The sequence below is a fragment of the Rhizobium aethiopicum genome, assembly GCF_900094625.1.
GTDB lineage: Bacteria > Pseudomonadota > Alphaproteobacteria > Rhizobiales > Rhizobiaceae > Rhizobium > Rhizobium aethiopicum.
In genome coordinates this window covers 42,959-64,642 of record NZ_FMAJ01000018.1, presented here as the reverse complement: position 1 = coordinate 64,642, position 21,684 = coordinate 42,959, and the positions used below count along the sequence as shown (strand labels likewise).

General features: G+C 60.1%; 24 protein-coding genes. 17 read left to right on the top strand and 7 right to left on the bottom strand.

Going from position 1 to position 21,684, the window contains the following annotated elements; genetic code table 11:
- Positions 1-22 precede the first annotated feature (22 nt).
- From rho to hemE, 3 genes are all read right to left on the bottom strand, one after another.
- Positions 23-1,288, bottom strand: coding sequence for a transcription termination factor Rho (gene rho, locus GA0061105_RS27165; protein WP_003571435.1), 1,266 nt, complete (start codon positions 1,286-1,288; stop codon positions 23-25).
- Between the two features lie 199 nt (positions 1,289-1,487).
- Positions 1,488-2,030, bottom strand: a complete 543-nt coding sequence (gene hemJ / locus GA0061105_RS27160) for a protoporphyrinogen oxidase HemJ (protein WP_064696395.1) — start codon at positions 2,028-2,030, stop codon at positions 1,488-1,490.
- Positions 2,027-3,073, bottom strand: a complete 1,047-nt coding sequence (gene hemE, locus GA0061105_RS27155) for a uroporphyrinogen decarboxylase (RefSeq protein WP_092753964.1) — start codon at positions 3,071-3,073, stop codon at positions 2,027-2,029. Before hemE ends, hemJ begins: the two co-directional genes overlap by 4 nt.
- 400 nt (positions 3,074-3,473) lie before the next feature.
- Here hemE and GA0061105_RS27145 point away from each other — a divergent pair, with 400 nt between their 5' ends.
- The 5 genes from GA0061105_RS27145 to dnaQ are packed head-to-tail and all read left to right on the top strand — an operon-like array spanning position 3,474 to position 7,103.
- Positions 3,474-4,295, top strand: coding sequence for a pyruvate, water dikinase regulatory protein (locus GA0061105_RS27145; protein ID WP_064696393.1), 822 nt, complete (start codon positions 3,474-3,476; stop codon positions 4,293-4,295).
- A gap of 32 nt (positions 4,296-4,327) precedes the next feature.
- The gene (locus tag GA0061105_RS27140) at positions 4,328-4,927 is read left to right on the top strand and encodes a Maf-like protein (protein ID WP_092753962.1); all 600 of its coding nucleotides are present in this window, start codon (positions 4,328-4,330) and stop codon (positions 4,925-4,927) included.
- Positions 4,920-5,777 (top strand): shikimate dehydrogenase, encoded by an 858-nt coding sequence (locus tag GA0061105_RS27135; RefSeq protein ID WP_064696391.1) that lies wholly within the window; start codon positions 4,920-4,922, stop codon positions 5,775-5,777. Before GA0061105_RS27140 ends, GA0061105_RS27135 begins: the two co-directional genes overlap by 8 nt.
- Positions 5,777-6,388 (top strand): dephospho-CoA kinase, encoded by a 612-nt coding sequence (coaE, locus tag GA0061105_RS27130; protein WP_064696390.1) that lies wholly within the window; start codon positions 5,777-5,779, stop codon positions 6,386-6,388. The genes GA0061105_RS27135 and coaE overlap by 1 nt, the downstream gene beginning before the upstream one ends.
- A complete protein-coding gene (dnaQ, locus tag GA0061105_RS27125; RefSeq protein ID WP_064696389.1) occupies positions 6,381-7,103 on the top strand; it encodes a DNA polymerase III subunit epsilon in 723 nt (240 codons plus the stop codon). The genes coaE and dnaQ overlap by 8 nt, the downstream gene beginning before the upstream one ends.
- A gap of 52 nt (positions 7,104-7,155) precedes the next feature.
- Here dnaQ and secB read toward each other — a convergent pair whose 3' ends face one another.
- Entirely contained in the window at positions 7,156-7,638 is a 483-nt protein-coding gene (secB, locus tag GA0061105_RS27120; protein WP_011423412.1) for a protein-export chaperone SecB, read from the bottom strand.
- A gap of 101 nt (positions 7,639-7,739) precedes the next feature.
- A complete protein-coding gene (locus GA0061105_RS27115; protein WP_092753986.1) occupies positions 7,740-8,246 on the bottom strand; it encodes an FxsA family protein in 507 nt (168 codons plus the stop codon).
- Positions 8,247-8,378: 132 nt separating this feature from the next.
- Between GA0061105_RS27115 and GA0061105_RS27110 the strand changes: the two genes are divergently transcribed.
- The 5 genes from GA0061105_RS27110 to gyrB all read left to right on the top strand — a co-directional run bounded on the left by GA0061105_RS27110 (position 8,379) and on the right by gyrB (position 13,711).
- On the top strand, positions 8,379-9,083 hold the full coding sequence (locus tag GA0061105_RS27110; protein WP_064696388.1) for a Tim44/TimA family putative adaptor protein: 705 nt from the start codon (positions 8,379-8,381) through the stop codon (positions 9,081-9,083).
- Complete coding sequence (mltA, locus tag GA0061105_RS27105) at positions 9,076-10,197, top strand: murein transglycosylase A (RefSeq protein ID WP_092753960.1); 1,122 nt, start codon at positions 9,076-9,078, stop codon at positions 10,195-10,197. Before GA0061105_RS27110 ends, mltA begins: the two co-directional genes overlap by 8 nt.
- Positions 10,197-10,766: a Smr/MutS family protein gene (locus GA0061105_RS27100; protein ID WP_092753958.1), complete on the top strand. Its 570-nt coding sequence runs from the start codon at positions 10,197-10,199 to the stop codon at positions 10,764-10,766. Before mltA ends, GA0061105_RS27100 begins: the two co-directional genes overlap by 1 nt.
- Positions 10,763-11,140 carry a helix-turn-helix domain-containing protein gene (locus GA0061105_RS27095; RefSeq protein ID WP_064696385.1) on the top strand — a complete coding sequence of 126 codons (378 nt, stop codon included), beginning with the start codon at positions 10,763-10,765 and terminating at the stop codon, positions 11,138-11,140. Before GA0061105_RS27100 ends, GA0061105_RS27095 begins: the two co-directional genes overlap by 4 nt.
- Before the next feature lie 135 nt (positions 11,141-11,275).
- Positions 11,276-13,711 (top strand): DNA topoisomerase (ATP-hydrolyzing) subunit B, encoded by a 2,436-nt coding sequence (gyrB, locus tag GA0061105_RS27090; RefSeq protein WP_064696384.1) that lies wholly within the window; start codon positions 11,276-11,278, stop codon positions 13,709-13,711.
- Between the two features lie 68 nt (positions 13,712-13,779).
- On the opposite strand, the gene GA0061105_RS27085 is transcribed toward gyrB, so the two are convergent.
- Positions 13,780-14,379, bottom strand: a complete 600-nt coding sequence (locus tag GA0061105_RS27085; protein WP_092753956.1) for a nitroreductase family protein — start codon at positions 14,377-14,379, stop codon at positions 13,780-13,782.
- Between the two features lie 31 nt (positions 14,380-14,410).
- On the bottom strand, positions 14,411-14,695 hold the full coding sequence (locus GA0061105_RS27080) for a DUF2218 domain-containing protein (RefSeq protein WP_092753984.1): 285 nt from the start codon (positions 14,693-14,695) through the stop codon (positions 14,411-14,413).
- A gap of 289 nt (positions 14,696-14,984) precedes the next feature.
- Here GA0061105_RS27080 and GA0061105_RS27075 point away from each other — a divergent pair, with 289 nt between their 5' ends.
- The 7 genes from GA0061105_RS27075 to trpA all read left to right on the top strand — a co-directional run bounded on the left by GA0061105_RS27075 (position 14,985) and on the right by trpA (position 21,666).
- Entirely contained in the window at positions 14,985-15,827 is an 843-nt protein-coding gene (locus GA0061105_RS27075) for a fumarylacetoacetate hydrolase family protein (protein ID WP_092753954.1), read from the top strand.
- Positions 15,828-16,031: 204 nt separating this feature from the next.
- Positions 16,032-17,309, top strand: a complete 1,278-nt coding sequence (locus GA0061105_RS27070; RefSeq protein WP_092753952.1) for a polyhydroxyalkanoate depolymerase — start codon at positions 16,032-16,034, stop codon at positions 17,307-17,309.
- 144 nt (positions 17,310-17,453) lie between these two features.
- Positions 17,454-17,888: a DUF2852 domain-containing protein gene (locus GA0061105_RS27065; RefSeq protein ID WP_064696380.1), complete on the top strand. Its 435-nt coding sequence runs from the start codon at positions 17,454-17,456 to the stop codon at positions 17,886-17,888.
- Positions 17,889-18,098: 210 nt separating this feature from the next.
- Positions 18,099-18,857: a M48 family metallopeptidase gene (locus tag GA0061105_RS27060; protein WP_064696379.1), complete on the top strand. Its 759-nt coding sequence runs from the start codon at positions 18,099-18,101 to the stop codon at positions 18,855-18,857.
- 74 nt (positions 18,858-18,931) lie between these two features.
- Positions 18,932-19,600 carry a phosphoribosylanthranilate isomerase gene (locus tag GA0061105_RS27055; protein ID WP_092753950.1) on the top strand — a complete coding sequence of 223 codons (669 nt, stop codon included), beginning with the start codon at positions 18,932-18,934 and terminating at the stop codon, positions 19,598-19,600.
- A gap of 2 nt (positions 19,601-19,602) precedes the next feature.
- Positions 19,603-20,823: a tryptophan synthase subunit beta gene (gene trpB, locus GA0061105_RS27050; RefSeq protein WP_092753948.1), complete on the top strand. Its 1,221-nt coding sequence runs from the start codon at positions 19,603-19,605 to the stop codon at positions 20,821-20,823.
- Positions 20,824-20,826: 3 nt separating this feature from the next.
- Complete coding sequence (gene trpA / locus GA0061105_RS27045; protein WP_092753946.1) at positions 20,827-21,666, top strand: tryptophan synthase subunit alpha; 840 nt, start codon at positions 20,827-20,829, stop codon at positions 21,664-21,666.
- Positions 21,667-21,684 lie beyond the last annotated feature (18 nt).

Genomic DNA, 21,684 nt, shown 5'->3' with positions numbered 1-21,684 from the left:
AAAGCGAGAATCCGGCTAAGGATCAGGTGTTCATCGAATCGAAGAAGTCTGAATTGTTCTTCGTCTGTTTGAGTTTGTCGATGAGGAATTCAATCGCATCGGTGGTGCCCATCGGGGCGAGGATACGGCGGAGAACAAAGATCTTCTGCAGATCCTGGCGCGGAACAAGAAGGTCCTCCTTGCGCGTGCCGGACTTCAGAATGTCCATTGCCGGGAAAATGCGCTTGTCGGCGACCTTGCGGTCAAGAACGATTTCGGAGTTGCCGGTACCCTTGAACTCTTCAAAGATGACTTCGTCCATACGGCTGCCGGTATCGATCAGCGCCGTCGCGATGATCGTCAGCGAACCGCCTTCCTCGATATTGCGCGCGGCGCCGAAGAAGCGTTTCGGCCGCTGCAGGGCATTGGCATCGACGCCGCCGGTCAGAACCTTGCCGGAAGAGGGAACGACGGTGTTATAGGCGCGGCCGAGACGCGTGATCGAATCGAGCAGGATGACGACATCGCGGCCATGCTCGACAAGACGCTTGGCCTTTTCGATGACCATTTCGGCCACCTGGACGTGGCGGACCGCCGGTTCGTCGAAGGTCGAGGAAATGACCTCGCCACGAACGGAACGCTGCATGTCCGTCACTTCCTCGGGACGTTCGTCGATCAGCAGAACAATCAGGTAGCATTCCGGATGGTTCGCCGTGATCGAATGCGCAATGTTCTGCAGCAGCACGGTCTTACCGGTGCGCGGCGGGGCGACGATCAATCCACGCTGGCCCTTGCCGAGCGGCGCGACAAGATCGATCACACGCGGCGACAGATCCTTGGAGGTGGGGATATCGAGTTCCATCTTGAAGCGCTCGTTCGGGTAGAGCGGCGTCAGATTGTCGAAGTGGACCTTGTGGCGGATCTTTTCCGGATCGTCGAAATTAATGGTGTTGACCTTGAGCAATGCGAAATAACGTTCGCCTTCCTTCGGTCCACGGATCGGTCCCTCGACGGTGTCGCCGGTCTTCAGGGAGAAACGGCGGATCTGCGACGGGGAAATATAGATATCGTCAGGGCCCGGCAGGTAATTCGCATTCGCCGAACGCAGGAAACCGAAACCGTCCTGCAGCACCTCGACGACCCCTTCGCCGATGATTTCAACATCCTGGCTGGCAAGCATTTTGAGGATCGCAAACATCAGCTCCTGCTTGCGCATTGTGCTTGCATTCTCGACCTCGAGCGATTCGGCGAAAGCCAGAAGATCCGTCGGGGATTTGCTCTTAAGTTCCTGAAGCTTCATTTCAGCCATGAAGTGACCAATACTCTTTTCAATTTCGAAGGGGAAAGGCGATGTTGGGTCGTATTCGGTACTGCGAATGGGGCTCGCAGACGACTGAACTCTACACACATGCCACGTAGATGAGATGCGCGGAAAATAGCGACTCGTTATCGCCGCCGCAAGGGGGCTGCTTAAAATGAAGCAAATTTAACCTGAGGATGATTTCTCCTCAGAACGGCTTCACCACGACGAGGATGACGATCATGATCATCAGCAATGTCGGCGCTTCATTCATGAACCGCCAATAACGGGCGGAGCGGCGATTTTCGTCACGCTCGAAAGCCCGCACGGCGCTGCTGAAGAACATATGAACAGCGGTCAGCAGCACGACCAGACCGATCTTCGCATGCAGCCAGCCGCCCTGGAATCCGTAGACCGACCAGGCGAGATAGAGACCGAAGATCCAGGTCAGCATCATCGCCGGCGTCATGATGATGCGAAGCAGCCGGCGCTCCATCACCTTGAAAGTCTCCGACTGCACCGAACCCGGTTCGGCGTCGGTATGATAGATGAACAGACGCGGCATGTAGAACAGTCCGGCCATCCAGGAAATGACCGCGATAATATGGAGCGCCTTGATCCAGAGATAGAGATTGTCGGGGTTCCAGGCGAAAAGTCCGACCGCCATCAGCGCGAAGAAGGCCAGCGCGAAATGCGCGCGGCGCCTCGCGTAGCCGCCGGCTCTGCGGTCGGTCTGCTTTTCCGTCGTCACGCCTGGCCTCGCATCCGCGAAGCCCGCACGCGCTCGACCAGCAACCGCACATGTTCGGGGTCGGCTTGCGGCGTGATGCCGTGGCCGAGATTGAAGATAAGCGGTCCATTGCCGAGATGCTGCAGAATGTCGTCAATACCCTCTTCCAGCGCCCGGCCGCCGGCAACCACGCGCATGGGATCGAGGTTGCCCTGAACCGGACCATCCTTCTGAAGTTCGGCGGCAAAGGCCAAGGGCACCGCCCAATCGAGGCCGATCGCATCCGCATCGGTCTTCTGACGATAGGTTTTCAGCTGATAGCCTGCGCCCTTGGCGAAGGCGATGATGCGAGCCTGCGGCCGCCGCGATCTGACCGACGCGATCATCCGTGCAACCGGCCTGATCGCGAAGGCCTCGAACTCCTTCTCGCCGAGAACGCCGGCCCAGGAATCGAAGATCTGGACGGCATCGGCGCCGGCATCGATCTGAGCGACGAGATAATCGGCCGAGACGTCGGCAAGCAGCATCAGCAGATGCTCGAAGGCGCGGGGATACTTATAGGCGAACAGACGGGCAGGGGCCTGATCCGGCGTGCCGTGACCGGCGATCATATAGGTCGCAACCGTCCAGGGCGCGCCGCAGAAGCCGAGCAGAGCCGTTTCAGCAGGCAACTCGTGGCGCAATCGCCGCACCGTTTCCAGAACCGGCTTGAGATAATCGACGACCTCTTCGCCGTTCAATCTGCCGATTCCCGCCTCATCGATCGGATCCATCTCCGGTCCGTGGCCTTCGGTGAAACGGACATTCCGCTTCATCGCATCGGGAATGACGAGAATATCGGAAAACAGGATCGCCGCATCGAAGCCATAGCGGCGGATCGGCTGCAAGGTCACTTCGACGGCGTAATCGGGCGTGTAGCAGAGATCGAGAAAACTTCCGGCTTCTGCCCGGGTCTCCCTGTATTCCGGCAGATAACGTCCTGCCTGTCTCATCAGCCAGACAGGAGGAGGGAAGAGGCTTTCGCCATCGAGAACCCTCATGATCTTTCGCCGCGTATCGCTCAAGCGCGTCTTCCCTATAAAAAATCAAAGATATTTTAAAAGGTTTCTATTTCTTAGAGTCGGTGTCTATCAAGGATTAAAATCCGTCCACCGCCGATGCCATTTGTCGCGCATTGCCATCCAAACTCGAAAGAATTTTTCGCTTCTTTCGAAATTCCGGGGAGAAGGAAAATCTGAAAATGATTCCAGATCCTTCCCGGGCAATGGCTTCTTTCGTGCCTGTGGATAGGCTGTGGAGCTTGTCCCGACAAGTCGACTTCATCCCCAGCCTCCACAGGCGCCGCCAAAACCAATCGGCAAAACTCGAAATGTGGACAAGGGGGCATGTTTTCCCTTGCCCGAGGCAGCCTCGCCGCCTTAGCTCTCCGTCATCCAGTCTTTTCAACAGGCAGCGGAAAATAACGTGGAGAACAGAACGAACTTCTTTCATCTGCATCTGATTTCTGACTCGACCGGCGAGACTCTCATCTCCGCCGGCCGTGCCGCCTCGGCGCAGTTCAGATCGGCTCAGCCGATCGAGCATGTCTATCCGCTGATCCGCAATCGCAAACAGCTGCTGCCCGTTCTGCAGGCGATCGATGATGCGCCCGGGATCGTGCTCTACACCATTGTCGACCGGGAACTGGCGAGCCTGATCGATGAGCGCTGCGTCGAGATGGGGGTCGCCTCAGTCAATGTGCTGGAGCCGGTCATGAACGCGTTTCAGATCTATCTCGGCGCCCCGTCGCGTCGCAGGGTCGGAGCCCAGCATGTGATGAATGCCGGTTATTTCGCCCGCATCGAAGCCCTGAATTTCACCATGGATCATGACGACGGGCAGATGCCGGACGACTACAATGATGCCGATGTCGTTATCATCGGGATCAGCCGGACATCGAAGACGCCGACCAGCATCTATCTCGCCAACCGCGGCATCAAAACCGCCAATATTCCGATCGTCTACGGCGTTCCCTTGCCCGAGAGCCTATTTGTCGCCACCAAACCGCTGATCGTCTGCCTGATCGCCACGACCGATCGCATTTCCCAGGTGCGGGAAAATAGGATACTCGGAGCCACGCAAGGTTTCGATCGCGAACATTACACCGATCGCGCCGCAATTTCCGAGGAGCTGAAATATGCCCGCTCGCTCTGCGCCCGCCACAATTGGCCGCTGATCGACGTCACCCGCCGCTCGATCGAAGAAACGGCCGCGGCAATCGTTGCTCTGCGCCCGAAGCTGCGCTAAGCGCTGATCCACGCCGGCTCTCCGAGGAACCCATGACACCGAAACTCATCCTTGCATCGTCGAGTCCGTTTCGCCGGATGCTCATGGAAAATGCCGGTCTCTCCTTCGAGGCGCATGCCGCCGCGATTGACGAACGGCGGCTGGAAGCACCGCTGGAGAAAGCCGGCGCAAGGCCGGATGCCGTCGCCCTGGTACTGGCCAGGGCCAAGGCCGAGGACGTCAGCCGCCGTTTTCCGGATGGCATGGTCATCGGTTCCGATCAGACGATGTCGCTCGGCGGCCGTGTCTTTCATAAGCCGAAAGATATGGCCGACGCCGCCAACCACCTTCAGATTCTCTCCGGAGTGACCCACCGGTTGAACAGTGCAGTGGTCATTGTCAGCAACGGCGTGGTCCTGTGGGAACATCTCGCCCATGCGCAACTGACGATGCGGCCATTGACGGCGGACTTCATCGGCAGGCATTTGGCTAGGGTCGGCGAACGGGCGCTTTCCAGCGTCGGCGCCTATCAATTGGAGGGGCAGGGCATCCAGCTCTTCGAGAAAATCGAAGGTGACTATTTCACCATTCTCGGTCTGCCGATGCTGCCGCTTCTAAAAAAACTGCGCGAACTCGGAGCGATTGATGGATGATTCACGTGAAACATTCGGGCCGAGGGCGTTTGTCACCGGCTTTCCCATCAAGCACTCGCGCTCGCCCCTGATCCACGGATACTGGCTGAAGACGCTCGGCCTGCCCGGCAGCTATCGCGCCCATGAGGTGCCGCCCGACGCTTTTGCGGATTTTATTGCCTCGTTGAAGAATGGCAGTTCCGGTTTCGTCGGCGGCAATGTCACCATTCCTCACAAGGAGCTCGCGTACCGGCTCGCCGACAGACCGGATCAGCTGTCGCAGGAGCTCGGCGCCGCCAACACGCTCTGGCTGGAAGAGGGCGTCCTGCATGCGACGAACACCGACGGCGGCGGCTTCACCGCCAATCTCGACGAACGTCACCCGGGCTGGGACCAGCATGACACCGCCGTGGTTTTTGGCGCCGGCGGCGCGAGCCGGGCCATCATTCAGGCGGTCCGCGATCGCGGCTTCAAGGAGATCCATGTCGTCAACCGCACGGTGGAGCGCGCGCGCGAGCTCGCCGATCGCTTCGGCCCGCGTGTGCACGCCCATCCCGCGGGCGCGCTTGCCGAGGTCATGAAAGGTTCGGGCCTCTTCATCAACACGACCTCGCTCGGCATGGATGGTGAAGCGGCGCCGCTACTTGATTTCACGACCCTCGCAGCCAAGGCGGTCGTCACCGATATCGTCTATATTCCCTTGAAGACGCCGATCCTGGCGCAGGCGGAAGAGCAGGGATTTTCAATCGTCGACGGTCTCGGCATGCTGCTGCATCAGGCTGTTCCCGGCTTCGAGAAATGGTTTGGCAAGCGCCCCGTCGTCGATGCGGCGCTGCGCGGGCTGATCGTCGCGGACATGGAATCACATTGATGCTGAAGATTGGTCTCACCGGCTCCATCGGCATGGGCAAATCGACGGTCGGCAAGCTGTTCGCCGAGGCCGGGATCCCGTTGAACGACTCCGATGCGGTGGTCCACGATCTCTATGCCGGCGAGGCAGCGCCATTGGTGGATGCAGTCTTTCCCGGATCGATGAGGGACGGCGCGGTCGACCGGCATGAGCTCGGCCGCCAGCTCGCGCTCGACCCGGCCGGTTTCAAACGCCTGGAAGCAATCGTCCACCCGTTGGTCCGTAAGCGCGAGGACGAATTCCTGGCGCGGCAGCAGGCGGCCGGTGCGGAGATGGTGCTGCTCGATATTCCGCTGCTCTTCGAAACCGGCGCCTGGGAAAGGGTGGATGTTGTCGTCGTCGTCAGCACCGATCCACAGATTCAGCGCCAGAGGGTGCTTGCGCGGGAAGACATGACCGAAGAAAAATTCAACATGATTCTCTCGCGCCAGACACCTGACGCGGAGAAACGACGACGCGCCGATTATCTGGTCGACACAAGCAACAGCATTGCGGAGACGCGGGAGCGGGTGCTCGAGATTGTCGCCGAGCTGAAAATGCGGATTGCCAAGGGAGATTTCCGGAATGCGTGAGATCATCTTCGATACGGAAACCACCGGCCTCGACAATCGCGCCGATCGTATCATCGAAATCGGCGGCATCGAGCTCTTCAATCATTTCCCAACCGGCAACACGCTCCACATCTACATCAATCCTGGGGATCAGAAGGTCCATCCGGATGCGCTCGCCGTACACGGCATCACCGATGAATTCCTGAAGGACAAAAAACCTTTCGCTGAGGTCGCCGACGAAATCCTTGCCTTCTTCGGCGACGGGAAGTGGATCGCCCATAACGCGACTTTCGATATGGGCTTTATCAACGCCGAATTCGCGCGCATCGGCTTGCCCCCGATCCTGCCGGACAAGGTCATCGACACGCTGTCGATGGCGCGACGCAAACATCCGATGGGACCAAATTCGCTCGACGCCCTATGCCGGCGTTACGGCATCGACAATTCACATCGTGCCAAACACGGCGCGCTGCTCGACTCCGAGCTATTGGCCGAAGTCTATATCGAGATGATCGGCGGCAGACAGGCAGCATTCGGCCTTAGCATCTCAGGTCATTCCGGCCAGACGGCCGGCGGCGACATGGCGATGGAAGACGATGCGGTGATTGCCGCGGCGCTCGAACGGCCCCGCCCGCTCGCCCCGCGCCTCAGCCCGTCCGAAGTCCAGGCGCACGAGGCGCTGGTCGCCAAGCTTGGTGAAAAGGGCATCTGGGCGAAATACGGTGCCCTGAATTGAAAATGCCCGGGACCGGCCCGGGCATCCGTATGTCAGAATCAAGAAACTTCGATCAGTTCGGAACGGCCTGCACCTTGGCGCGAGCCTGTTCTTCGGCAACACGCTGGGCGAACATCTGGGTGAAGTCGATCGGGTCGATCATCAGCGGCGGAAAGCCGCCATTGCGGGTGACGTCGGCGATGATCTGGCGCGCGAAGGGGAAGAGCATGCGCGGGCACTCGATGAAGAGAACCGGCAGCATGTGCTCCTGCGGGAAGCCGGCAACGCGGAAGACACCGCCATAGACGAGTTCGGTGTGGAACACCGTCTTGTCGCCATCCTTTGCTTCGGCATTCAGAGACAGCACGACATCGAAATCCGTGTCGGAGAGCGGATTGGCGTTGACGTTCACATTGATGTTGATCGTCGGCGCCTTGTCGCGGGCCTGCAGCGAACGCGGCGCACCCGGATTTTCGAAGGAGAGGTCCTTGGTATATTGCGCAAGGATCGAAAGGGTGGGGTTCGTCGCACCGTTGCTGTTGTTATCGTCTGCCATTGGCTTTTCCTCGAAGGGCATGGGAATGGTGCCGCCATCTAACATTTCGGGGAGGGGCTTACAACCCTGGGCGCAAGGCGCGCCCGATCGCCGGCACGGCCTCAATCACCGAGATGTTTTCCAGACCATGGCGAGTTGCGATCCGGCTCCCTATGATAGTCCTCCTCGTCGAGATCGACCACCTTCGAATTCGGATTCCGATCGCGGAAATCGGGTTTCGGGCCAGCGGAAAAGCCGCCCTTGGCGTTGACGACGACGAAGCGTTTGGCGATCGACCGCCAGACGAAATCGCGCACCGGCGGAATGAGGATAAGGATTGCGATGATATCCGTGAGGAAACCGGGAATGATCAGCAGCAGTGCGGCGATGACCGTCATCGCCGGCTTCAGCAGATCGCGCCCAGGCATCATGCCGTTCCGTCCTTCGCTCGACATGCGGCGCAGGATTCCGATCCCCTGCCGGCGCAGCAGGACCACGCCGACAAGGAAGCTCGCCAGCACGAGTGCAAGCGTCAGCGCCAGGCCGATCGCCCGGCCGACGACGACGAAGCCGGCAATTTCGCCGAGCGGCAGCAACAGAATGAAAGCCGGCAGGATTGAAAAACGCATGGTCGTCATGTCCCGGCCCTTGCCGGTCTCCTCTTGGCGCCGGCGAAGATGCCAGCCATCATTTGAATCATCTGTATAGGCGGACTATATGGGAGTACAAATCAGAGATGTTAACGGCGGCTGCGATACGATATGAGTTCGAACGACTTCATCACATTATTCTTCCTGGTGGCGGCGGTGCTGATTTTCTTTCAGCTTCGCTCCGTGCTCGGCCGCCGCACGGGAAATGAGAAGCCACCGCGCGATCTATATACGCCGCGCGATGCGGCTCCGGCCGAAGCCGCCGATGCCGGCAAGGTCGTGACGCTGCCGCGTCGTGATGCGACGGCCGAAGACGAGGATCGCTTCGCCGCCATCGATGCCGTGGCCGCGCCGGGTACACCGCTCAATGAATCGCTGCGCGCCCTGAACAAGGCCGATCCCTCCTTCAGCCCGAAAGAGTTTCTGAACGGGGCCCGCATGGCCTACGAGATGATCGTCATGGCCTATGCCGACGGCGACCGGAAGACGCTGAAGAACCTGCTGTCCCGCGAAGTGTATGACGGCTTCGATGCGGCGATCGGCGAGCGTGAAGCTCGCGGCGAGAAGGTGAAGTCCACCTTCGTCGGCATCGACAAGGCCGAAATTACCCATGCGGAGACGAAGGGCAGCGAAGCGCAGATTACCGTGCGCATCGTCAGCCAGCTGATATCGGCCACTTATGACAAGGCGGACGTGCTGATTGATGGCGACGCCGAAAACGTCGCCGAGGTCAACGACCTCTGGACCTTCGCCCGCGACACCCGTTCACGCGATCCGAACTGGAAACTTGTGGCGACCGAATCGGAACATGAGTGACCACGCATCGGACTTCGTCCTGCAAGCTATCAGCTTCGATCGTTTAAAAGGCTGGGAGGATGATGATCCTTCCAGCCTTTTTGAAGGCATGCGGAGCTGCCATCGGCAGATCACCGATGTCAAACCCTACCGCACCGGATCGCTCGGCCTGAGTTCGGAAGATCTGCTTCCGCTTCTGGCCGCCGCCGAAGATTTCAAGCCGTCGTCGCCGGCATCGGCGCGCGGCTTTTTCGAAAGACATTGTCGGCCCTTTCTGATCCGGCGCAAGGATGGCAATCCCGGCTTCGTCACCGCCTTCTACGAGCCGGAGATCGAAGTGTCGGAGAAGCCGGACGGATTGTTCCGGTTTCCCTTCTACCGCCGCCCGGATAATCTGATCGATCTTGATGACGGCAATCGCCCCGACGAACTGGATGGATCCTATGTTTTCGGCCGTCTTCGTGATGACGGCCGCATCAGCGCCTATCCGGACCGCCGCGAGATCGATCAGGGTTTTCTCGAAGGCCGCGGCCTCGAAATCGCCTGGGCGAAATCGAAGATCGATGTCTTTTTCGTCCATGTGCAGGGTGCCGCCCGCCTGCGTTATAACGACGGCCGTATCGGCCGCATCACCTATGCGGCAAAGGCCGGCCACCCTTTTTCGGCGATCGGCAAGCTCTTGATCGATCGCGGGCAGATCGACCGCGACGAGATCTCCATGCAGTCGATCCGCGCCTGGCTCGGCCGCAATCCCGAGCGGGTGGACGAGGTGCTATGGCACAACCGCTCCTATATTTTCTTCCGGGAGGCTCCGGTTGTCGATCCTCAGGCCGGCCCAATCGCCGCCGCCAAGGTGCCGCTCATCGCCGGCCGCTCGCTGGCCGTCGATCGGATGATCCATACCTTCGGCTTTCCCTTTTTCATCCGCGCCGACAGCCTCACCCATCTTGATCACGGCGGACCCTTCCGCCGGCTGATGCTTGCGCTCGATACCGGTTCGGCGATCGTCGGGCCGGCCCGCGGAGATATCTTCACCGGCTCTGGGGACTTGGCCGGAGAGCGCGCCGGCACCGTCCGCAACGACGCCGATTTCGTCATCCTCATCCCCAAAGCCGCCGCCGGACGTTTCGACTGATGGCCAGGGATCGCAAGCTCAGCGCCGATGAGAGGATCCTCTGGGGCAAGGTTGCCCGCAGCACGCGGCCAATGCCCGGCAAGACCAATGAGTTGACCGAGCTTGATGCTTTTCTTGCCGAAACTGAAGCAGCAGCCGAACGGCAGAATGCCGAAAAACAGATGCCTGCCTCGTCCACGCCGGAACAGCCAGCAGCCCCTTCGGCGTCGAAACGGCCGGCAGGAGTGCATCATCCGCTCGAAAGGCCGGTCAAGCGTAAGATTGCCAAGGGCCGGCTCGCGCTCGAGGCGCGCATCGACCTGCATGGGCTGGTGCAGAGCGAGGCCCATGTCATCCTTCTCGATTTTTTGATCCGTGCCCATGAGCGCGGCATGCGCCATGTGCTTGTCATCACCGGCAAGGGCAGCTCGCTCGGCAGCGACGGTGCGCTGAAGCGGGCCGTTCCCCTGTGGTTCTCGAAGCCCGAATTCCGCTACCTTATCTCCTCCTATGAGTCTGCCGCACAGCATCATGGCGGCGAGGGCGCGCTCTATATCCGCCTGTCGCGGCGGCATGGGGAAAAGGCATGACCCCCTTCGGAGAGGCGGTTCGCAGGCTGAGGGCGCGCAAGGGCGTCTCGCAGAAGGAGATGGCGCAGGCGCTGAACGTCTCTCCCGCCTATCTCTCAGCGCTCGAACACGGAAAACGGGGTCTTCCGACATTCGACCTGTTGCAACGCATCGCCGGCTATTTCAACATCATCTGGGACGAGGCCGAGGAACTGTTCCTGCTTGCCCGTTCTTCCGACCCGCGCGTCGTCATCGACACGTCGGGCCTGGCGCCGGAATACACCGATTTCGCCAACCGGCTGGCCCGGCGGATCCGCGACCTTGACAGCGCTGAGATCGCCCGGTTATCGGCTCTTCTCGAAAATGGCGGCAAAGGTGACGGAAAAGCGTCATAATCCCCTGTTTTATGGCTTGTCCAGGGGACTTGCCATTGGGAACCGGGCTCAAAAAACCTATATACGAGAGTAAAGAAAGCCGGTGATTCGCAAGGCCCGCCGCCGCTTTACGACAACAGGGAAAATCTCGACAGAATGAGCGATACATCCGCGACGGAAAACGGCGTAAGCACCGAATATGGCGCAGATTCCATCAAGGTCCTGAAGGGCCTCGACGCCGTGCGCAAGCGCCCCGGCATGTATATCGGCGATACTGACGATGGCTCCGGCCTCCACCACATGGTCTATGAGGTCGTCGATAACGCTATCGACGAAGCCCTTGCCGGTCATGCCGACATCGTCACCGTCACTCTCAATCCGGATGGTTCGGTGACGGTCACTGACAACGGTCGCGGCATCCCGACGGATATTCATACCGGCGAAGGCGTATCGGCAGCCGAAGTCATCATGACGCAGCTTCATGCCGGCGGTAAATTCGATCAGAATTCGTACAAGGTCTCGGGCGGTCTGCACGGCGTCGGCGTTTCCGTCGTCAACGCGCTTTCGGTCTGGCTGAAGCTGAAGATCCGCCGCCACGGCAAGATCCATGAAATGAGCTTCACCCATGGCGTCGCCGACGCGCCGCTGAAGGTGACGGGGGATGCGCCTGATACGACCGGCACGGAAGTCAGCTTCATGCCGAGCAGCGAAACCTTCACCATGACCGAGTTCGACTACGGCACGCTGGAGCATCGCCTGCGCGAACTCGCCTTCCTGAATTCGGGCGTGCGCATCCTTTTGAGCGACAAGCGCCACTCCGATATCAAACAGGAAGAGATGCGCTATGACGGCGGCCTCGAAGCCTTCGTCGCCTATCTCGACCGCGCCAAGAAGCCGCTCGTCGACAAGCCTGTCGCCATCCGCGGCGAGAAGGACGGCATCACCGTCGAAGTGGCGATGTGGTGGAACGACAGTTATCACGAGAACGTGCTCTGCTTCACCAACAACATTCCCCAACGCGATGGCGGCACCCATATGGCAGGCTTCCGCGCCGCCTTGACGCGCCAGGTCGTTTCCTATGCCGATAACTCAGGCATCACCAAGAAGGAAAAGGTGACGCTGCAGGGCGAGGATTGCCGCGAGGGGCTGACGGCGGTGCTGTCGGTCAAGGTTCCGGATCCGAAATTCTCCTCGCAGACCAAGGACAAGCTCGTTTCCTCGGAGGTCCGCCCGGTCGTCGAAAGCCTCGTCAACGAGGCGCTGAGCACCTGGTTCGAAGAGCATCCGAGCGAAGCCAAGATCCTCGTCGGCAAGGTCGTCGAGGCGGCGGCGGCGCGCGAAGCGGCCCGCAAGGCACGTGAATTGACCCGCCGCAAGGGCGCTCTCGATATCGCTTCGCTGCCCGGCAAGCTGGCCGACTGCTCCGAACGCGATCCGGCCAAATCCGAAGTATTTCTCGTCGAGGGCGATTCCGCCGGCGGCTCGGCCAAGCAGGGCCGGTCGCGCGAGAACCAGGCGATCCTGCCGCTGCGCGGCAAGATCCTGAACGTCGAGCGCGCCCGTTTCGACAAGATGCTCTCCAGCCAGGAAATCGGCACCCTGATCACCGCGCTCGGCACCGGCATCGGCAAGGATGAGTTCAACGCCGAGAAGCTGCGTTATCACAAGATCATCATCATGACGGATGCCGATGTCGACGGTGCCCATATCCGCACCCTGCTGCTCACCTTCTTCTTCCGCCAGATGCCGGAACTGATCGAGCGCGGCCATCTCTACATCGCCCAGCCACCGCTCTATAAGGTGGCGCGCGGCAAGTCGGTGCAGTATCTGAAGGACGAAAAGGCGCTTGAGGAATATCTCATCGCCCAGGGCCTGGAGGATGCATCCTTGAGGCTCGGCAGCGGCGAGGTTCGCACCGGTCAGGATCTGCGTGAGGTCATCCTCGATGCGATGCGCATGCGCGCTTTGCTCGACAATCTCCATTCGCGCTACAATCGCGCCGTCATCGAACAGGCGGCGATCGCCGGCGCCCTCAATGCCGAGCTCGTCAGCGATCGGGCAAGAGCGCAGGCATTGGCGAGCGAGGTCGCAAGCCGTCTCGACATCATTGCCGAGGAGACCGAACGCGGCTGGGAGGGCGACCTGACGAGCGACGGCGGCCTGCGCCTCGAGCGCATGGTCCGCGGCGTCAAGGAAGTGGTCGTGCTCGACATGGCGCTGATCGGCTCCTCCGACGCCCGCCACATCGATCAGCTGACCGCGCGCCTCAAGGAAATCTACCAGACGCCGCCGTCGCTGCATCGACGCGAAGGCGACATCGAGATTTCCGGACCGCGCGCCCTGCTCGACGCGATCTTCGCCAGCGGCCGCAAGGGTCTCAGCATGCAGCGCTACAAGGGCCTTGGCGAGATGAACGCCGAACAGCTTTGGGAAACGACGCTCGACCCCAATGTCCGTTCGCTGCTGCAGGTCAAGGTCGCCGACGCCACCGACGCGGATGGCCTCTTCGCCCGCCTAATGGGTGACGAAGTCGAGCCACGGCGTGAATTCATCCAGGACAACGCGCTCAGCGTCGCCAATCTCGATATCTGACCGAGATTTCTTCAACAAAAAAGCCCCGCCGTTCCTCGAACGGCGGGGCTTTCTTTTATCTGGTTTCCTCAGTTTGCGACGAAACGGCCGTTGAAGGCGAGCTCGGAGAGCGGCTTGCGCTGGCTCGGGACCTCACGCGCCTGGTTGCGTTCGGATAGAACGCTCTTGTCGGCCAGGCGGCCGACGGCAATGCCGGCTTCGACCCGATAGCCCGCCGGAATATCGAACGACTTCCTGATCTCCTCATGTTTGATGCCGCCCATGCCATGGGCATAGAAACCGGAGAGGCGCGCCTGGAGCGCCAGGTACCCCCAGGCCGCACCGGCATCGAAGGAATGGGTGTAGCTCGGCTTTTCCTCACCGGAACCGGCGGCGCCGGTGAAGGCGCGCGAAACGACGAAGATCAACGCCGATGCGTTCTTCGCCCATTCCTGATTGGCATCGACGAGCAGCGCGACGAACTTCTCCCAATGCTGCGAACCCTTGAGGGCGTAGATGAAACGCCAAGGCTGCTGGTTGGACGAAGACGGCGCCCAATGGGCGGCGTCGAGCAGGCCGAGCAGCTGTGCTTCCTCGATGATCTCGCCGGTAAAGGCACGAGGCGACCAGCGGTCAAGGAATATCGGATCGATCGAATAGTCGGATTCGCGGCTATTGCTGTTTGTCATGCTTGTTCCAGGTTGCGGCAGAAGGTTCGGGCTAGTCAGTCCAGACGATGTCGAGTTCCTCGCGGAAGGCGAAGCGCTTCAGATGATCGTCGATGACGCCCTGCATCCTTGCCTGCTGCGCAGGATCGACGACGGAAAGCGTCATCGTCAGCGCCGCGTGGTCGGCGGTGAATGTCACCTCGGCGCTCTCGCTGAACGGCACCCGTCCCTTATGCGGATCGAAATCGACGCTGAACTTGTGGCTCCAGTGTTTGCAGAGCTGCTGCAGGTAGCGGCTCGCATGTTCGGTGCGTACGACGGCCTTGGAGAGGTGCATTGCGAACTCCATCTCATCTTGGAAAGCGGCCAAGTCATATTTCCTGCTTCACCGGCTTGGCAAGGGTAGTATCGTCGCAGCTGGGTGGACGGACTGTCTCCATAAGAGCGACTTACCCACGGGACTGAGGTAATGAACAGCTGGCTTGAAGCCGGCGACGACCCGCCAATCCGGATCTTTCCGAATTTTTCTAGGAGCGCCGTACCGCTTCTGGTCAAAGCCGTAATGACACCGATGAATAATTCGTTCATAGGTGGCTGCAAATCCGTTTTCGATGAGGAGGCATTCCATGAAGCTGATGCGTGTTGGCGAAGCAGGTCGTGAAAAACCGGCGCTTCTCGATGCCGATGGCAAGATCCGCGATCTCTCGGCGCATGTCGCCGACATTGGCGGCGAGGCAATCTCGCCGGCCGGTCTTGCACGGATAGCGGCGATCGACCCGAAGGGCCTTCCGGAACTTGCTCAAGGCCGTATCGGCGCCTGCGTTGCCGGCACGGGCAAATTCATCTGCATCGGCCTCAATTTCTCCGACCATGCCGCCGAAACCGGCGCCACCGTGCCGCCCGAGCCGGTCATCTTCATGAAGGCGACTTCGGCGATCGTTGGTCCGAATGACACCGTGCTCATCCCGCGCGGCTCGGAAAAAACCGACTGGGAAGTCGAACTCGGCGTCGTCATCGGCAAGACGGCGAAATATGTCAGCGAAGCCGACGCGCTCGACTATGTCGCTGGTTACTGCGTGTCGCATGACGTTTCCGAACGCGCTTTCCAGACGGAACGCGCCGGCCAGTGGACCAAGGGTAAATCCTGCGACACGTTCGGGCCGATCGGCCCCTGGCTGGTCACCAAGGATGAGATCGCCGATCCGCAGAACCTCGGCATGTGGCTGAAGGTCAACGGCCAGACGATGCAGAATGGTTCCTCGAAGACCATGGTCTATGGCGTCGCTCACATCGTTTCCTATCTGAGCCAGTTCATGTCGCTGCATCCTGGCGATGTCATCTCGACGGGAACGCCACCCGGCGTCGGCATGGGCATGAAGCCGCCGCGCTTCCTCAGGGATGGCGATGTCGTCGAGCTCGGCATCGAAGGTCTCGGCAGCCAGAAGCAGAGCTTCGTCGCCGATCGTTAACGACACTACTTGCGCTGAACCTTAAGCTTTTCGGTTCTATGGTGATGCCAGGGATCAACTCTCTGGCATTTCCTGTGCAGGTCTGGGACGTCCATGTTGCTGTGCAACAAAAACCTGTTAGTCTGCGTTACGTGCCAGCGTGCGAAAAGAGTCGATGTCTCTCAATCGACGTCATCTTTTCGATAAAGAAAGGCAGCGCCTTCTATGTTCTACCAGCTTTATGAATTGAATCATGCCGCCATGGCGCCGTTTCGCGCCGCGGCTGACATCATGCGATTTGCCTATGCCAATCCGCTCAACCCGTTCGCCCAGACGCCGTTAGGCCGCACGATCGCAGCAAGCCTCGAAATGTTCGAGCGCACGACACGCCGCTACGGAAAGCCCGAATTCGGATTGAAACAGACGGTGATAGGCGATCAGACGGTTTCCGTCCGCGAAGAGATTGTCTGGTCGCGTTCCTTCTGCAATCTCCTGCATTTTTCGCGAAATGTACCGCCTAGTCGCGCTAGCGACCCGCGCGTCCTGATCGTCGCGCCGATGTCCGGCCACTATGCAACGCTGCTGCGCGGCACGGTCGAGGCATTGCTGCCGAGCGCCGATGTCTACATCACAGACTGGATCGACGCCCGCATGGTGCCGATGGCCGAAGGCACCTTCGATTTCGACGACTATGTCGACTATATCATCGAGATGCTGCATTTCCTCGGTCACGATACGCATGTGATTGCCGTCTGTCAGCCCTCCGTCCCGGTGCTGGTCGCAGCCGCGGTAATGGAGGAAGCCAAGGATCCTCTGTCGCCGTCCTCGATGACGCTGATGGGCGGCCCGATCGACACGCGCATCAACCCGACGGCGGTCAACAAGCTCGCCCAGGAGCGGTCGTTGCAGTGGTTTTCCGACAATGTCATCATGAACGTGCCCTGGCCGCAGCCGGGCTTCATGCGGCCCGTCTATCCCGGCTTCCTGCAACTGTCGGGCTTCATGTCCATGAACCTCGACCGGCACCTCGTCGCTCACAAGGAATTCTTCATGCACCTTGTGAAGAATGACGGCGAGCCGGAAAAGCATCGCGACTTCTACGACGAATATCTCGCCGTCATGGATCTGACGGCCGAGTTCTACCTGCAGACGGTGGAAGAGGTCTTCATAAAACATTCCCTGCCCAAGGGCGAGTTGATGCATCGCGGCAAACGTGTTGACCCGGCCGCGATCCACAAAGTGGCGCTCCTGACCGTCGAGGGCGAGAATGACGACATCTCAGGCGTTGGCCAGACTAAGGCGGCGCAGACCATCTGCGTAAATATTCCCGAGGATATGCGCATGCATTATCTGCAGCCGGATGTCGGCCATTACGGGGTTTTCAACGGTTCGCGCTTCCGCCGCGAGATCGCGCCGCGCATCATCGATTTCGTCCGCCAGCATTCCCGCTCCGCCGTAAAACGCCCGGTGCAGCGCGTCATCAAGGGCGGTCGGACGGCTTAATTCAGGGATAGCTGAATTAGCGACGCCAATTCAAGGGCTTGTCCGATTTCGCCGGCAATCGTCTTGAAGGCGCCGATTGCGGTAACCACATCGATTTCCAGCGTTCGGCATCTTGCCGGGCGCGGAAAGCGAGGATACCGCACGATGAACCAGTCAGCATTGCTTCGACCGGATTGGACTCCGGCTACCATTGCCCTGATGATTCTCGGCTTCATGGTTTTCTGGCCTCTTGGTCTGGCCATGCTTGCCTATATCATGTTCGGCGATCGTCTGCGCGGCTTCAAGCGCGACGTAAACCAGGCGACCGATGGTTTTTTTGCCTCCTGCCGCCGTTCGCATGGCCGTCACCGTCCGCATTTTTCGACTGGCAACGTCGCCTTCGACGACTGGCGCAAGGCCGAGCTTGACCGGATCGAGGAAGAGCGCCGCAAGCTGGACGAAATGCGCCAGGAATTCGACGACTATCTGCGTGAACTCCGCCGCGCCAAGGACCAGGAAGAGTTCGACCGCTTCATGCGTGACCGCAAGAATGCAAAGCGTGACGACAACGGCCCGGTCGCGGAGTTCCAGACGCCATGAAGGCTTAAAGCATGACGCGCAAAAGTGTGAAGCGGTTTTGCGGCAACGACATGCGTAAACAAAGACCTGAAGCGCAAGGAGCGAATCTGAAAGATCGCGACGCGCTTTAGGCGATCAAATGATGACCGGCATCTCGCGATGCCGGTTTTTCCATGTCCGCCCACCCGGCAAATCGTTTAGATTCGCCGGCGAATCGTATAGAAAACATCCATGTTTCCGCTTCTGAAGACACGGCCAAAGGCGCGCAAGCCGGCTCCGCCCGAGACGCGGACCCTCGATGTCGCCGGTCGGCTCATGCCTCTGACCATCAAGCAGCATGATCAGGCAACGCGCATCACGTTGCGTATCGAACCGGGCGGGCGGGCCTTGAAGATGACGGTGCCGCGAGGCCTTGCGACGCGCGAGGTCAATGCCTTCCTCGATCGGCACCAGGGATGGCTGCTCACGAAGCTTGCCAAATTTTCGACCGATTCGGGCTTACGCGACGGCGGCAAGATCCTCCTGCGCGGTGTTTCCCATCGTATCGAGCACACAGGTAGCTTGCGCGGCTTGACGGAGGTAGTCTCCGTGGAAGGCAGCCCGGTGCTGCGTGTCAGCGGCATGCCCGAGCATGTCGGACGGCGCATCGCGGCCTTCCTCAAGAAGGAGGCGCGTGCCGATCTCGAACGACTGGCGGCGATGCATGCGGCAACGATCCGGGCGCCGATCCGGTCGATCTCGATGAAGGATACCCGCAGCCGCTGGGGCTCCTGCTCGTCGGAAGGAAACTTGAGTTTTTCCTGGCGCATCGTCATGGCACCGCCTGCGGTGATCGATTATCTCGCCGCCCATGAAGTCGCCCATCTCAAGGAGATGAACCACGGTCCCCGCTTTTGGGCGCTTTGCAAGAAGCTTTGCCCCGGCATGGAGGAAGCGAAATCCTGGCTGAAGCGGCACGGCAGCCAGCTGCACGCCATTGATTTCGATTAGTTGAGCCTTCTCTAAATACAGCATTCCACGCAAATTGGCTCGACTCTTGCCGCATTTCGTGTCACTTCGCTGCCATGAAACCGGATATCAAGATCTGCGGCTTGAAGACGCCCGAAGCGATCGATCGTGCGCTGGAGCGCGGCGCGACCCATATCGGTTTTATCTTCTTCGAAAAGAGCCCGCGTTACGTCGAGCCCGATGTCGCGGCAAAACTTGCCGAACCCGCGCGTGGCAGGGCGAAGATCGTCGCTGTCTTGGTTGATCCCACAAATGACGATCTGGACGAGATCGTATCGCTGCTGAAGCCTGATATTCTCCAGCTCCACGGCAACGAGAGCCCCGAACATGTGTTGACCATCAAGGCGCTCTATGACCTGCCTGTCATGAAGGTCTTTTCGGTGCGCACCGCAGACGACCTGAAGCGCGTCGAGGCCTATATCGGCATCGCCGACCGTTTCCTCTTCGATGCGAAAGCGCCGAAGGGTTCGGAACTGCCTGGCGGCAATGGGATTTCCTTCGATTGGAGCCTCTTGAGCTGGCTCGACGGCAGCATCGACTACATGCTTTCCGGCGGGCTGAACAAGGACAATGTCGCGGATGCGCTGGCGAACACCAAGGCACGTGGTATCGACGTCTCCTCGGGCGTCGAAAGCGCGCCCGGCGTGAAGAGCGTCGCGATGATCGATGAATTTTTCGATTCGGTCGAAAAGGCCGATGCGCCTGTCATGGCCTCAGGGAGTTGAGAGTGAACGAAACGCCTAAACCGAATTCCTTCCGTTCCGGGCCCGATGAAGATGGCCGCTTCGGCATTTATGGCGGTCGTTTCGTCGCCGAAACGTTGATGCCCTTGATCCTCGACCTGCAGGATGAGTGGAACAAGGCGAAGAACGATCAGGCGTTCCAGTCGGAACTGAAGCATCTTGGTGCCCACTATATCGGACGGCCGAGCCCGCTCTATTTCGCCGAACGGCTGACGGCCGAACTCGGCGGCGCGAAAATCTATTTCAAGCGCGAGGAGCTGAACCACACCGGTTCGCACAAGATCAACAACTGCATCGGCCAGATCCTGCTTGCCAAGCGCATGGGCAAGACGCGGATCATCGCCGAGACCGGGGCCGGCCAGCATGGCGTCGCCTCGGCAACCGTTGCCGCCCGGTTCGGCCTTCCCTGCGTCGTCTATATGGGCGCCACCGACGTCGAGCGCCAGGCGCCGAACGTATTCCGCATGAAGCTGCTCGGCGCGGAAGTGAAGCCGGTGACGGCCGGCAGCGGCACGCTGAAGGACGCCATGAACGAGGCGCTCCGCGACTGGGTCACCAATGTCGAGGATACCTATTACCTGATCGGCACGGCTGCCGGCCCGCATCCCTATCCGGAGATGGTCCGCGATTTCCAGTCGGTGATCGGCTCCGAAGCGAAAGAGCAGATGCTGGCGGCCGAAGGCCGTCTGCCGGACCTTGTCGTCGCTGCCGTCGGCGGCGGCTCGAATGCGATCGGCATCTTCCATCCATTCCTCGACGATCCCTCAGTGAAGATCGTCGGCGTCGAAGCCGGCGGCAAGGGCCTGCAAGGCGAAGAGCATTGCGCTTCGATCACCGCGGGTACACCGGGCGTTCTTCATGGCAACCGCACCTATCTGCTGCAGGATGGCGATGGCCAGATCAAGGAAGGCCACTCGATTTCGGCCGGTCTCGATTATCCCGGCATCGGCCCCGAACATTCCTGGCTGAACGATACCGGCCGCGTCGATTACGTGCCGATCATGGACCACGAGGCGCTCGAGGCCTTCCAGACCCTGACCCGCCTCGAAGGCATTATCCCCGCGCTCGAGCCCTCGCACGCGATTGCCGAAGTCATCAAGCGTGCACCGAAGATGGGCAAGGACGAGATCATCCTGATGAATCTCTCCGGCCGCGGCGACAAGGATATCTTCACCGTCGGCAAGATTCTGGGAATGGGACTGTAAGACATGACCGCACGCATGGACAAACGCTTTGCCGAGCTGAAGGCCGAGGGCCGTCCGGCGCTTGTGACCTATTTCATGGGCGGCGATCCTGACTACGACACCTCTCTCGGCATCATGAAGGCACTGCCGGAAGCGGGTTCCGACATCATCGAGCTCGGCATGCCTTTCTCCGATCCGATGGCTGACGGCCCGGCGATCCAGCTGGCCGGCCAGCGGGCGCTCAAAGGCGGCCAGACGCTGAAGAAGACGCTGCAGCTGGCAGCTGACTTCCGCAAGACCAATGACGCGACGCCGATCGTGATGATGGGCTATTACAATCCGATCTACATATACGGCGTCGAGACGTTCCTGGACGATGCGCTGGCCGCCGGTATCGACGGCCTGATCGTCGTCGACCTGCCGCCCGAGATGGATGACGAACTCTGCATTCCGGCCATCCGCAAGGGCATCAACTTCATCCGCCTGGCGACGCCGACCACCGACGAGAAGCGCCTGCCGGCCGTATTGAAAAACACCTCCGGCTTTGTCTATTACGTCTCGATGAACGGCATTACCGGCTCGGCACTGCCCGACCCGTCGCTGGTTTCGGGCGCCGTCCAGCGCATCAAGCAACATACGGAACTGCCGGTCTGTGTCGGCTTTGGCGTCAAGACGGCGGAACATGCGAAGGTCATCGGCGGCTCAGCCGATGGCGTCGTTGTCGGCACCGCCATCGTCAATCAGGTCGCGACGAGCTTGACGAAAGACGGAAAGGCGACCGCGGATACGGTTCAGGCGGTCGCAACACTGGTGCGCGGCCTTTCCTCGGGAACGCGTTCGGCGCGCCTTGTTGCTGCCGAATAGTTTGCCCACATTGGCACC

Coding starts and splice junctions, on each gene's coding strand:
- rho (WP_003571435.1), bottom strand. CDS start 1,288: ATGGCTGAAATGAAGCTTCAGGAACTTAAGAGCAAATCCCCGACGGAT.
- GA0061105_RS27140 (WP_092753962.1), top strand. CDS start 4,328: ATGACACCGAAACTCATCCTTGCATCGTCGAGTCCGTTTCGCCGGATG.
- GA0061105_RS27135 (WP_064696391.1), top strand. CDS start 4,920: ATGGATGATTCACGTGAAACATTCGGGCCGAGGGCGTTTGTCACCGGC.
- coaE (WP_064696390.1), top strand. CDS start 5,777: ATGCTGAAGATTGGTCTCACCGGCTCCATCGGCATGGGCAAATCGACG.
- dnaQ (WP_064696389.1), top strand. CDS start 6,381: ATGCGTGAGATCATCTTCGATACGGAAACCACCGGCCTCGACAATCGC.
- secB (WP_011423412.1), bottom strand. CDS start 7,638: ATGGCAGACGATAACAACAGCAACGGTGCGACGAACCCCACCCTTTCG.
- GA0061105_RS27115 (WP_092753986.1), bottom strand. CDS start 8,246: ATGCGTTTTTCAATCCTGCCGGCTTTCATTCTGTTGCTGCCGCTCGGC.
- GA0061105_RS27110 (WP_064696388.1), top strand. CDS start 8,379: ATGAGTTCGAACGACTTCATCACATTATTCTTCCTGGTGGCGGCGGTG.
- mltA (WP_092753960.1), top strand. CDS start 9,076: ATGAGTGACCACGCATCGGACTTCGTCCTGCAAGCTATCAGCTTCGAT.
- GA0061105_RS27100 (WP_092753958.1), top strand. CDS start 10,197: ATGGCCAGGGATCGCAAGCTCAGCGCCGATGAGAGGATCCTCTGGGGC.
- GA0061105_RS27095 (WP_064696385.1), top strand. CDS start 10,763: ATGACCCCCTTCGGAGAGGCGGTTCGCAGGCTGAGGGCGCGCAAGGGC.
- gyrB (WP_064696384.1), top strand. CDS start 11,276: ATGAGCGATACATCCGCGACGGAAAACGGCGTAAGCACCGAATATGGC.
- GA0061105_RS27085 (WP_092753956.1), bottom strand. CDS start 14,379: ATGACAAACAGCAATAGCCGCGAATCCGACTATTCGATCGATCCGATA.
- GA0061105_RS27080 (WP_092753984.1), bottom strand. CDS start 14,695: ATGCACCTCTCCAAGGCCGTCGTACGCACCGAACATGCGAGCCGCTAC.
- GA0061105_RS27075 (WP_092753954.1), top strand. CDS start 14,985: ATGAAGCTGATGCGTGTTGGCGAAGCAGGTCGTGAAAAACCGGCGCTT.
- GA0061105_RS27070 (WP_092753952.1), top strand. CDS start 16,032: ATGTTCTACCAGCTTTATGAATTGAATCATGCCGCCATGGCGCCGTTT.
- GA0061105_RS27065 (WP_064696380.1), top strand. CDS start 17,454: ATGAACCAGTCAGCATTGCTTCGACCGGATTGGACTCCGGCTACCATT.
- GA0061105_RS27060 (WP_064696379.1), top strand. CDS start 18,099: ATGTTTCCGCTTCTGAAGACACGGCCAAAGGCGCGCAAGCCGGCTCCG.
- GA0061105_RS27055 (WP_092753950.1), top strand. CDS start 18,932: ATGAAACCGGATATCAAGATCTGCGGCTTGAAGACGCCCGAAGCGATC.
- trpA (WP_092753946.1), top strand. CDS start 20,827: ATGACCGCACGCATGGACAAACGCTTTGCCGAGCTGAAGGCCGAGGGC.